Genomic DNA, 10,142 nt, shown 5'->3' with positions numbered 1-10,142 from the left:
CCCGGCTCACTGGTGTGCGGCTGTGCCTCCGAAGACCTGGCCCAGTTCCTTGGCGCCACTGCCGTGGCGTCCGCCGAAGCGGATGACCTTGCCCTTGTTGGGCTTCACGCCCGGCCGCTCGATCGGCGTCGGCGGCTTGAACCGTCCGCGCTTCTTCGGGTCGGCGGCGATGTACGCGCGCAGCGCGTTGCCGAAGTTCACCCCGTCGACTACCGCGGCGGCGAGGTGCCGGTCAGGCGTCCAGAACTCCTCTTCCGGGCTGCGCCGATGGAGCGCCTTCGCCGTCACCGAGTCCGGCGGCAGGTACTTGAGGAAGACGCTCAGCTCTCGCCATGACATGCCGCCGGTGTGTAGTTCCTTGGTGGACCGGCCCGGCCAGTAGTGGGCCATGTCCCACTCGACGGCCTCCCCGTGCTCCCTCAGGAGAGCGGCGAGGCCGGGGATTCCCCCGGCTCCAGCCCGGACAGCTTCTGCCACTCCTCGCCGATCAGCTCCAGGTCAGCCATCTGGAAGCCGGCCGCGTACATCTCGCGGACCTTGTCCTCGCCGAGCACGAACTTCATGATCCCGGCGACGTCATTCGGGTCGCTGACCTTCTCCTGCAGCTCGAACGGCAGCGCCTTCATGTGCGGCAGCGTGAACTCCACGCCGAGGAGTTCGAACGTGGTGGGCTCGCCAAGCCCGTCCCTACGCTGCTTCGACAGGGCGTCGAGCGAGCGCACCTCGCGCCCGCCGTTCTTCGCTGCGGTCTTGCTCGTGGTCATGCGGCACTCCTTGCGGGCAGCGGGTTGGACCCGGCAGGCGCGACCCGCTGAGCGCGCCCGCCGGGAGTATCAGGGGGTCACCCACGCGGGGTCGTTCGTGAGCCACGTCGCGATCTCCGGCGCCGACGACGCGTAGGCGGAGACGGTCATCTCCAGACCCACCGCACTACCACGCTGCAGGGAGATCGCACCGCGCTCGGTGACCTCACCGCGGGGGATGATCAGCCGGTTGGTGATCGTGCCGTCCCGCCACTCCAGACCGAACGCGAACTCGGCGGGGGCGGGCGAGCTGGGGATGTCGAGCTTCGTGACGCCGCTCGCCGTCGTCAGCGTCGAGTCCGGGAAGTAGAGGGTGATCGAATCGGCCTTCAGCTCGATCGCGGTGAAGCCCAGCGTCATGTCAACGCCGGTGAGGATGCGCCGCACCGGGGACAGGGACTGCCACGCGTTGATGTCCTCAACGTCGGTGCTGTAGTTCAGCTCCACGCCGTCCTCGGACATGAAGCCCAGCTCGGTCCACGCCGCGTCCCACGCGGTCGTCACATCGGTCGGGGCGGTCGACCCGATGGGAGCCATGAGGATGGCGCCATCAAGTCCTGCGCGCACGTTGTCGGCGTCGTTCGCCACGGGATGCCTCCAGACATGCTGAGGACCCGCGTCGGCACGGCCGAGCGGGCGAAGGTGAACAGAAGGCAGCGGGTTAGCGGGTTAAGCGATCAAGAGACGGGGCGAACGCGCAGCGACATCACCAGCACATAGCGGGCGATCGGAGTGGTGCCCTCGGCGGCCTGCCACGGCAGCCAGATCAGGCTGACGTCGTCCACGCGGTAGATGTGCGCGCCGGTCAGCGTGCGGTTCTCCGTGGCGAACACCTGGGCACGTACCTGCTGAGCCAGGTCGTGCGCGGCACCCTTGTCCGCGGCAAGGACGTCGATGTCGATGGTCGGCTCGTCGATGACGAACCGCTGCACCATGGCCCCGCCGCCCCGGGACACGGCCACCACAGGCAGATGCCCGGCGACATCCTCCGGCCACTCGGACGCCACCGTGACGCCGGCGAGGACACCGGACAGGTAGCCGATCACGACCGCCTCGGCGTCCGGCATCGGCACGACCGGCAGGCTCACTCCTCGGCCCGCCGGCGGCGCTTCGACGACACGTCCACGGCCTCCGGCTCCACGACCGGCGAGGGCACAGGCTCGGTGGCCGGCTCCGGCGAGGGAGCGTCCACGACCGCAGCGACGCGGCCGTCGCGGGACAGTGGGCGCACCATGTCGTCCGCCACCTCGATCACGTCACCCGGGAAGTGGCCGTCGTAGAAGCTGGCCAGGCGGATATGGGCCATCAGGTGCTCCCAGCTCTCAGAGCGTCCAGGGAGCGGCCCAAGACGCGGTACTTCGGGGAATCGCCGTACTGTGGACGCGCATGACCCCGGCCGGTGCCGAACTCGACCTGCAGCGTGATCGCCGCAGTGGAACCGAACTCGCCGCGCCAGCCATTCGGCCTCATCGACACCGCCGAGTAGATGCCAGCTTTGTACTCGCCGCGGCGCTGGACCGCGGGGTCCCACGTCGGACCCGAGTACTCCGGAGCGATGGAACGGGCGACGTTGGCGCCCGCGCTCGCGCGGTCCTCCAGGAGGTCCCGCACACCAGCGCTGCGGGCGATCTCGCCGAACACCCGGGGGTTCGGCCGCCACCGGAACGTCGCCATTCAGGTCACCTCCCGGAGGTACGCCTCCACGTGATGCACCCGGCCAGCGACCTCCCAGTGGCCCACCTCGCCCACCACCTCCAGGACCCGGCCGCCGTACTCGATGCGGTCCGTCTCCTCCAGGTCCAGGTCCATCCCCGGCGGCGTGTAGAGCCGCCAGCCGGTGACGGTGACCTGCCGGTCGACGGTGTCCTCATCCGAGTCCGGCGGCGACCCCGCGGGCTGCAGGTTCACGCCCGCGAAGTCCATGCGGGCTGCGTTCGGCCAGTCCCGGACCCGGTTGTTGTACCGGTCCGTGACCAGCGGCGCCCGCAGGCGGGTCACCGTCTGGGCGAAGTGGCGGCTCACGACAGGGTCACCGAGAACGCGCCCCGCGTGTACGGCCGCAGATCGGCCCGGTGCTGGTCGGTGAGCTTGGCGTTGCCGACCGTCTCTGTCGCGTAGGTGACGGACTCGCCCCCGACCGTCTCCGACCGCACACCGCTGGGGTTGATCAGGTTCGTGGATGCGAGATCCAGCACCACATCGACGATGTCGTCCGGGATCTCCATGTACCCGTGGCTGTAGGTGACGCGCACCCTCGCCGCCCACAGTCCGCCCACGCCGGTGCAGGTGCGGGTCAGTTCGCTGCCCAGCCGTGAGAAGTCGACGCCCTCGGCGAGGACGCGCTCAACGCCGCCCGGCGTGTCCAACTCCGTCACCGTCAGCGGATCGAGGGAGGAGACGACCGCCGGACGCTGGGGCAGCAGCAGAGCCCTTCCGCCCCCCGCGAGGACGCGGGTGTCGCCCTGGATGAACGTCAGCGCCTGCCCGGTGTAGCGCCTCACCCGCGCCGACGCACGCCCCAGTGCCAACGCCGCAGCCTCGTCAGAAACGGGCTCCGCTGCGCCGAGCATCGCCGTCCTGAGGTCGGCCACCGTCGCCAGCGTAGGAAGTGCCACGGTGACCGCCTCTCAGCCCTCGGCGAGCTTCGTCAGATCGCGGACCAGCGTGGAGCGCGGCTTGTCCCGCGTCTCCTCCGCTGCCAGTGCCTCGGCGGCGCGCTCACGGTCCTCGCCTACCCACGCCAAGACCTGCGCGGCCGTCGTCGCTTCGGCCAGCGACGGCGCCTGCGCCTCCTGCGGAGAGCCGGCGCGGCCGTCGTCCGGCGCACCACCTCCGACGCGAACCACGCCGAAGCGGTCCGGCAGGGCGGCCAGGGCCTCGGCCATGGCCGGGTCCGAGGTTGTGTACTCGTGGTCGGCGAACAGCACCCTGCCGACCGGGTTGCTGATCTGTAGCTGCGGATACCGCTCGCAGCGGAACCTGTACGACGCCATGCGGGTACTCGCCTCAGCTCGTGGTGAGGTTGGTGATCTTGCCGTGGGCCTTCTCGTTGCCGTACTTCAGCCCGACCTCGCCGTAGATCTGCGACCGCTCCGCTGCGCCGACCTTCGCCAGCGGCTCGACGAAGAGGAAGCCCTTGCCGGGGATCTGCAGGAACACCGGCGCGCACTGCTCCAGCGACACCACGGTGACCGTGTCCGTCGGCATGTACCGGTTGAGCATCACGTTGAGCCGGCCGAAGTCCGTCTCGATCGTGCTGACGCTCACGCCGCCGACGTCGCGGGTCTGCTCCTGGTAGTTGGCGTCCGTAACGAAAATCTTCGTCAGGGCGCGCTTCTGGAAGCCGTTGCACATCAGCGTCGCCGTGCTCGACTCCTGGATGCCACCCGCTTCCCACACGGACTGGAGCAGGTCGAGCACCATGTCGTGCGTGAGCGGTCCCGCGGCACCAGACCCGGCGTCCACCGCGATCACGTTGGTCTCGATCGCGTCGAGGAGGCCGCGGGTCTTGCGCGGGGTGGAGTTGTTCGCCGGGTTGGCGAAGGTGCCGGTGATGAACGTCATCTCGACATCGCGGGCGATCTGCACCAGCGCCTGCCGGATCTGCCAGTCCGCCTCGTTCATCACCGGGTTCGTGCCCTGCAGGCCCACCGAGCCGGGGTGGGTGGAGCCGGTGGAGTTGTACTGTCCGGTCGCGGCGAGCTTGGTGTAGCTGATCTCGATGGCCTCCTGGTGGATCTCCACCACGTTGGTCACGTTGAACCGGGCCCGCTGCTCGGCGGTCGGTGCGTTCGCGCCCTCGACGCGCTGCCGGTTGTCGGCCGCGTCGCGCAGGTCGTAGCCCTGCCACTGGAATAGGGTGCCCACCGCCATCTCGCCGCCGGTCAGCCCGCCGATCGCGGACAGGAACGGGGTGTCCTGCGGAGACTCGGCGAAAAGCTCGCCGACGTAGTTCGGCAGGTTGAACGTGGTGCCCTGGCCCGTGATACCGGCCATGTCTGTCTCCTATGTCCGGGCCGGGCACGCAGCCCTGCCGCCGATTACTTCCTGGTGGGGTCGAACAGCTTCTGTGTCTTGAGTTGCCGGGCCCGCGCCCATTCGCCCTGGGACTCAGCGTCGCGGATCTGATCGTCAAGGCTGCCGGTGGTGCCGCCAGGCCGAGGGCCCTGCGACGGGTCCGGGCGAGGGGCCTTCGGCGGCGCTTCAGCGGCCCGCCGCAGGTGCGGCTTACGCTCCAGCAACTCCTCCAGATCGACTGCGATCTGCTCGGTGTCGATGTCGCCGCCGTCGTCCACGTAGCGGGTCAGGTCCCCGAGGAGATCCGCGTCGGTCGGGTCGGCGAACGACGCTGCGGCCATCGCCTTGACCTCCGCCTTGACGGCGCGATTCACCGCCGTAGCGGCACGCTTCTCGGCCTCGGCGGCGCGGCCCGCGGCGCGCTCCAGGTCAGTCTTCTCGCGGTCCTCGAACTCCTGGATCCGCCTGAAGGCCGCCGCGGCTTCCTTCTTCGCCTCGGCGGCTTCCTTCCTGGCCGCCGCGCGCTCGGCCTTCATGCGGTCGAGGGCCTTCTTCCCGGCGTCGCCGAGAGCGTCGGCGCCCTCCGGGTCGGAATCCTCCGGGACTGCGGGCTGCTCGTCGGCGGACTCCGGTGTCGTGGCTTCGTCAGGCTGGTCGGTTGCGGTGGCCCCGGTTGCCGGTGCCGTCTCCTCGGACATTGCGTCCCTCTCTCACGCGCGGGCACCGTTGCGGCGCCCGTCAGGTCGGCGGCTTCTCCTCAATCGAGGTAGCCGTACAGGTGCAGTAGGTTCACGGCCTCCTCGCGGCTGCCTGCCTGCCGAAGGATCTGCTCAGGCATCAGCCGGGGTGCCGCCGTGCGCGTGTAAAGCTCGCCCGGTGAGCGCTGAAACTGCTCGCCAGCAGCGCGTGCGCGGCGCCCGTACCAGCCGCGGCGAGTGACGCCTTCGGAGGTGGTTCCGGTGGCGGTGTTCATGCCGCGGCGGGCGTTGACGATCTGCCCCAGGTCCGCGCCGGCCGCAAGCGCATCCGCGCCGGCCCGACCGAACACCTGTCGTCGCTGCCCCGCGCCCATCCGGCGCAGCAGTTCCTCCGGAGAAGCGACCGCGTCGTACTGCGCCTGCGTCAGCGACTTCACCGTGCAGTCACACAACGGATGCCGCTGGAAGCCCGTGCTGTACGAGTAGGTGCGCCCGGCGAGGACGATGCAGCGGGCGCACGCAGGGAGTTGCACGACGCGGGTGTACATCACGATCCGCCTCTCCGCGGTCATCGCCACCTGATCCGCCGCGCGCGCCGCGTCCACGATCTGCGTGCCCGTGTAGCGGGCCAGCGCCACCAGGCCCCGGAGCATCGCGTCCGCCGGCGCGAGCCCGGCGGCCAGCGCCTGGGCGACCGCGACAGCAGGCAGGAAGAGCAGCGTTTCCAGCGGCCGACCGTCCGACGCGACGCCTGCGAGTGCCGTTGCCGCCACCACCCCAGCCGGATCCGGCACCGCCCCCTGGGCCGCGAGAATCGCCGACACGAACGCCTGCGCACCCTGCGCCACCGTCAACTGCCCGGCCGCGACCGCGGAGACGATCGCCCGGCCCGCCTCCCCGGCCATCTCAGCTTCGATGCTGTGAGGCGACAGCCCGGAGAAGATCGACTGCACCCGGCCCGACACCTGCCGGGAGGCCGCCTGAACCTGCCGGTAGCGGGCCAGGGCCAGCGCATCATCCGCCGGAGGCACCAGCCACTCCCTGCGCCTGCGGGGCCTCCTGGACGCCCTGCGGCACCGCCTCCGGCTGCTTCTGCCCGGTGAGCAGCGGGGCCACGTCGCCGCCGGCGATCCGCGCCAGGGCGTCCCGCGCGGCCTGAGCGTCCTGCTCTTCCATGCGGGCGATCTGGACCTGCGTGTACCCCATGTCCTCGCGGGTCTGCCGCTTGGGCACGATCCCGGCCTGGAACAGCTTCGTCGCCGCGTCCGCCTTCTGCGCGACCGTCGGCGTCGCCGGGTCCCGCCACAGCGTCTCCAGCCGCATCAGGTCCGGGTCCCAGCCGCCTTCGCGGAACCGCATCACGAGCCGGTTCATCCGCTCGTAGCCGCCACCGAGCGGGCGCTGCTTCCGTTCGCACCGCTTGACGAGCCGCGCCTCCCGCGAGCGGATCGCGTCCGCGCTCGCCGCATCGTCGGCGACGAGACCGAAGTAGTTCGGCGGCAGCGCCGCCAGCGCGGACGCGATCCGCGCCAGGGTGTTGATCGTCTCGTGGAAGTTCTTCAGGTCCGCCTCGGGGAACTGCTGGACATCCGCGCCGTCCTCCTTGCGCCCCTTCGCGGTCGCCCAGATGCGGCCCGCCAACCTCGACCACGTCGACACGGGGTTGCCCTCGGCGTCCGTGAAGTCGTCCTGGTCGAAGCCGAACGCCACCCGCCGCGGCATCGCGTGGTACTCCGCGGACACCATCATGTCCGTGGCGATCTTGCATGCGGCATTCGAGATCGGCAGCACCGCCGCCAACTCCGACACACCGCCCGGTGTCAGCAGCCGGCCCCGGTTCGGGAGCACTACCACCGGCGGGTCGCCGAGCTTGTGCTCGTCGCGATCCCGCTCCCGGAACGTCTGCGGCGCCGTCGTCTCGTAGTGCACCGTCACGTCCGGCCGGTACAGCGTCGCGTACTGGTGCAGCACCGCGCCCGTGAGCGGATCGACCTCCTTGAACCGCTTCAGCCCCGCGCGGACCCTCCGGGTCGCCGGGTCGTAGTCGGCGTGCATCTGCAGCGGTGACTCCGCAGTCACCAGCGGCGTCGCCTCATCGTCCGGGTTCGAGCCCACCACCAGGAACGCGCGCTGCATGACCAGCGCATCGACGTGCGCCTGCTGCGACTGCTCGTCCATCGAGTTGGCCTGCCAGATGCGCCACAGCTCCTCGTCACCGCCCGCCGCGCCCGGGTAGCGGAAGCCCTCGACGTCCAGCCGCTCCTCCACTGCATCCACGACCAGTTGCGGCCAGTTGACGACGACCTGCTGGATCTGGTCGCCGATCTCGGCCAGCAACTCCGGGTGCATGTACGTCAGAGGCTGATTGCCCTCGTAGAGGTTGTTCAGCTCGACCAGTTGGGGCAGTTCCGCCTCGTGGCAGCGGGCCAGATAGACGGCCCACTCTTCGTCGGTCATGTCCGCGGGATTCACCGGCACCCCCCTCACCTCATGACGATCATGCGAGAGGGTTTCCGGGGACGCGCCAGGCCGGCTGCGACCGCGTCACCGGCGGCTTCGTGGGCAACGATCGAGGGGATCGCCGCGTCGATCTTCTGTGTGGGGCTCGCCTTCGCCAGCACGTACCGGCCCCCGGTCCGGGCCGCCTTCCGCGCGTTGCGGATGTGCGTCGCGGTGATCGGGCAGCCGTCATGCCGGAAGTCCGAGTCGGCCTTCCCGATGTCCGTCAGCAGCCGCTCGGCCGCCGCGTGCATCTGCACCGTGCGGTACGTGTACCAGCGGACCACCCGCTTCTCGCCGTACCGCTCCGCCCAGGCGTCGACCTCCGACTCCCAGTACGGCGGGTCCACGTAGAACCTCACGACGTCGAACCGGGCGAACACCTCGTCCACCGCGGCCTCGACCTCCAGCCGCGGCACCTGCCCGCCGAAGTCCGCCGGATTCCAGATCGTCGGCAGACCATCAGGACCGTAGGAGGGGGTGAACTGGTAGCCGTCCAGCGTCTCCAACCGCAGCGCCGTCCAGTCATCGACGTCGGAGCCGTCGAAGCCACCCACCACCGGCGTGCCGTCCGGCACCTCGCGGGGCTCGGCCCGGCTGTCCCACAGGTCGCCGTTCGCCCACGACCCGGCGCCGTACACCACCCGGTTGCCGAAGAACCGCTCAGCCTGCTCCGGATCCCGCTCCAGCAGCTCGGCGGCCTCCGCCTCGATCGCATCCAGATCCACGTGCGTCGACCCGGCATACGCGAACCGGTGGATCCGCCGACGCTCCGCCTTGTTCCGGTACGACAGACTCGCCGGCGGGGTGCGGTGGAAGCGGAAGATGTCCTTGACCTTCGCTTCCGACGTGCGCTGCGCCACCGACTCCTCGGACGGGTCCCAGCAGTTCGTCGTCTCCATCGTCCGGCCACCCATGCCGGCTGCGCCGCGGCGCTGCGTCTCCGCAACCCGGGTCATCTTGTTCCCGACTGTCCACAGGCCCGTTTCGTCCTGCAGCACGAACGTCACCGGGTTACCCAGACGCGACTGCGCGGACGACGTGACGACGTCGATACGGCCCTCGTTCGGTAGCCGGATGAACTGCTCCCCGACTCGCATCAACTCGCCCAGGCGGCCGTTGCGGATCATCGACTGAAGCGGGCGGTAGACGTTGTCCGTCTGCTCCTCCGAGAACGCCGTGATCTGAATCAGCGGTGTCGGCCACGGCCGGCCCATCGCCTCGCCCGGCTCGTACTCGTACACCCAGCCGCAGCCGCAGCCCCACACCCGGCAGTCGTACACCTCGCCGCCGCGGGCCCAGCCGTCGAACACCGCCGGCCCCACGCCCTCAAGGGCGCAGATCCCCGCCGACCACGGGCCCTTGCCCGTCTTCTGCGGAGCGACGCACTGGCTACGGCGGCTGTGGAATGCCGGCGCGAGCTGACCCCGCTTCGCCTTCGGCTTGATCCGGTAGTGGTTCGCGGTGCACCACAACTGCCAGTCGTACATCTCGAACGACTCGCCCTTGCGGAACCCGTCCGGGACCACGCAGTGGTGCTCGATCCAGTCGATGCCCACCCACAACGTCGGGAAGTCGACGACGAAGCCCGCGTCAGGCGTCTCCACCGGGGACGACCTTCAGCCGCGACCGCGCGGACGCCCGCTTCGCAGCAGGACGAGCGGACGGGGCCGGCTCCTGCCCGGCGTCGATCCGCCACCGGTTCGCCCGCATCCCGGGCGTTGTCAGCCCCAGGGAGTCGGCCATCTGCCGCACGAGCGTGCCGACCGTCACCTTCGACTCCGGCTCCTCAGCTTCGGCGAGGCGCCGCACATACAGCGCGACCTCCACCTCCTGGCCATAGCGCTCCCACATCAGCGCCTGCGGCAGCCGCCACAGCCGCTCCCACAGCTCGGCCTCACGCCGCGATTCCTCCGTCAGCGGCCACACCGGCGTTGCGCCAGCTCGCCCCTGGGCGGGGAGGATCGTCCACTCGCCCGCGTCCCGCTCGCGCTGAAGCGCATTGGGATGAGGGGCCGGGCCCGATCGGGTACGTGCACCACCCTTCGGCATGGTGATCTTCCTTCGGTTGGTCGCATTGCGCGACACGAGGCCGGTGACGTTGCGTCACCGGCAGTGGATCTCT

At 70.2% G+C, this 10,142-nt stretch carries 15 protein-coding genes; all 15 read right to left on the bottom strand.

Annotated features, from left to right (window positions below):
- Nucleotides 1–6: 6 nt before the first annotated feature.
- The 15 genes from B124_RS23000 to B124_RS22930 all read right to left on the bottom strand — a co-directional run bounded on the left by B124_RS23000 (nucleotide 7) and on the right by B124_RS22930 (nucleotide 9,946).
- Nucleotides 7–339: a hypothetical protein gene (locus tag B124_RS23000; RefSeq protein ID WP_496504821.1), complete on the bottom strand. Its 333-nt coding sequence runs from the start codon at nucleotides 337–339 to the stop codon at nucleotides 7–9.
- A gap of 80 nt (nucleotides 340–419) precedes the next feature.
- A complete protein-coding gene (locus B124_RS22995; RefSeq protein ID WP_496504820.1) occupies nucleotides 420–764 on the bottom strand; it encodes a hypothetical protein in 345 nt (114 codons plus the stop codon).
- A 69-nt stretch (nucleotides 765–833) separates the two neighbouring features.
- A complete protein-coding gene (locus B124_RS22990; RefSeq protein WP_496504819.1) occupies nucleotides 834–1,391 on the bottom strand; it encodes a phage tail tube protein in 558 nt (185 codons plus the stop codon).
- Nucleotides 1,392–1,480: 89 nt separating this feature from the next.
- The gene (locus tag B124_RS22985; protein WP_496504846.1) at nucleotides 1,481–1,870 is read right to left on the bottom strand and encodes a phage tail termination protein; all 390 of its coding nucleotides are present in this window, start codon (nucleotides 1,868–1,870) and stop codon (nucleotides 1,481–1,483) included.
- Nucleotides 1,871–1,887: 17 nt separating this feature from the next.
- The gene (locus tag B124_RS22980) at nucleotides 1,888–2,109 is read right to left on the bottom strand and encodes a hypothetical protein (protein ID WP_496504818.1); all 222 of its coding nucleotides are present in this window, start codon (nucleotides 2,107–2,109) and stop codon (nucleotides 1,888–1,890) included.
- Nucleotides 2,109–2,477: a hypothetical protein gene (locus B124_RS22975; protein WP_496504817.1), complete on the bottom strand. Its 369-nt coding sequence runs from the start codon at nucleotides 2,475–2,477 to the stop codon at nucleotides 2,109–2,111. The genes B124_RS22980 and B124_RS22975 overlap by 1 nt, the downstream gene beginning before the upstream one ends.
- Nucleotides 2,478–2,825 (bottom strand): hypothetical protein, encoded by a 348-nt coding sequence (locus B124_RS22970; RefSeq protein WP_496504816.1) that lies wholly within the window; start codon nucleotides 2,823–2,825, stop codon nucleotides 2,478–2,480.
- Nucleotides 2,822–3,394: a hypothetical protein gene (locus B124_RS22965; RefSeq protein WP_496504815.1), complete on the bottom strand. Its 573-nt coding sequence runs from the start codon at nucleotides 3,392–3,394 to the stop codon at nucleotides 2,822–2,824. Before B124_RS22965 ends, B124_RS22970 begins: the two co-directional genes overlap by 4 nt.
- 36 nt (nucleotides 3,395–3,430) lie before the next feature.
- Nucleotides 3,431–3,796: a hypothetical protein gene (locus B124_RS22960; RefSeq protein WP_496504814.1), complete on the bottom strand. Its 366-nt coding sequence runs from the start codon at nucleotides 3,794–3,796 to the stop codon at nucleotides 3,431–3,433.
- Between the two features lie 13 nt (nucleotides 3,797–3,809).
- Nucleotides 3,810–4,799, bottom strand: coding sequence for an SU10 major capsid protein (locus B124_RS22955; RefSeq protein ID WP_496504813.1), 990 nt, complete (start codon nucleotides 4,797–4,799; stop codon nucleotides 3,810–3,812).
- 44 nt (nucleotides 4,800–4,843) lie between these two features.
- On the bottom strand, nucleotides 4,844–5,518 hold the full coding sequence (locus B124_RS22950; protein ID WP_496504812.1) for a hypothetical protein: 675 nt from the start codon (nucleotides 5,516–5,518) through the stop codon (nucleotides 4,844–4,846).
- A gap of 59 nt (nucleotides 5,519–5,577) precedes the next feature.
- Nucleotides 5,578–6,549, bottom strand: coding sequence for a VG15 protein (locus tag B124_RS22945; RefSeq protein WP_496504811.1), 972 nt, complete (start codon nucleotides 6,547–6,549; stop codon nucleotides 5,578–5,580).
- Complete coding sequence (locus B124_RS22940; RefSeq protein WP_496504810.1) at nucleotides 6,533–7,975, bottom strand: phage portal protein; 1,443 nt, start codon at nucleotides 7,973–7,975, stop codon at nucleotides 6,533–6,535. The genes B124_RS22945 and B124_RS22940 overlap by 17 nt, the downstream gene beginning before the upstream one ends.
- 26 nt (nucleotides 7,976–8,001) lie before the next feature.
- Nucleotides 8,002–9,624, bottom strand: coding sequence for a terminase large subunit domain-containing protein (locus B124_RS22935; protein ID WP_496504809.1), 1,623 nt, complete (start codon nucleotides 9,622–9,624; stop codon nucleotides 8,002–8,004).
- Complete coding sequence (locus B124_RS22930) at nucleotides 9,611–9,946, bottom strand: hypothetical protein (RefSeq protein WP_496504808.1); 336 nt, start codon at nucleotides 9,944–9,946, stop codon at nucleotides 9,611–9,613. The genes B124_RS22935 and B124_RS22930 overlap by 14 nt, the downstream gene beginning before the upstream one ends.
- Nucleotides 9,947–10,142: the final 196 nt, after the last annotated feature.

This window comes from Streptomyces sp. CNP082 (genome assembly GCF_059570535.1).
Note: the sequence above shows the minus strand (reverse complement) of the source record. Positions and strands in the feature narration are given on the sequence as shown.

Bases quoted from the DNA above. Each gene is read 5' to 3' on its own strand.
- B124_RS23000 (WP_496504821.1), bottom strand. From the start codon at position 339: ATGTCATGGCGAGAGCTGAGCGTCTTCCTCAAGTACCTGCCGCCGGAC.
- B124_RS22995 (WP_496504820.1), bottom strand. From the start codon at position 764: ATGACCACGAGCAAGACCGCAGCGAAGAACGGCGGGCGCGAGGTGCGC.
- B124_RS22985 (WP_496504846.1), bottom strand. From the start codon at position 1,870: ATGCCGGACGCCGAGGCGGTCGTGATCGGCTACCTGTCCGGTGTCCTC.
- B124_RS22980 (WP_496504818.1), bottom strand. From the start codon at position 2,109: ATGGCCCATATCCGCCTGGCCAGCTTCTACGACGGCCACTTCCCGGGT.
- B124_RS22975 (WP_496504817.1), bottom strand. From the start codon at position 2,477: ATGGCGACGTTCCGGTGGCGGCCGAACCCCCGGGTGTTCGGCGAGATC.
- B124_RS22960 (WP_496504814.1), bottom strand. From the start codon at position 3,796: ATGGCGTCGTACAGGTTCCGCTGCGAGCGGTATCCGCAGCTACAGATC.
- B124_RS22955 (WP_496504813.1), bottom strand. From the start codon at position 4,799: ATGGCCGGTATCACGGGCCAGGGCACCACGTTCAACCTGCCGAACTAC.
- B124_RS22950 (WP_496504812.1), bottom strand. From the start codon at position 5,518: ATGTCCGAGGAGACGGCACCGGCAACCGGGGCCACCGCAACCGACCAG.
- B124_RS22940 (WP_496504810.1), bottom strand. From the start codon at position 7,975: ATGACCGACGAAGAGTGGGCCGTCTATCTGGCCCGCTGCCACGAGGCG.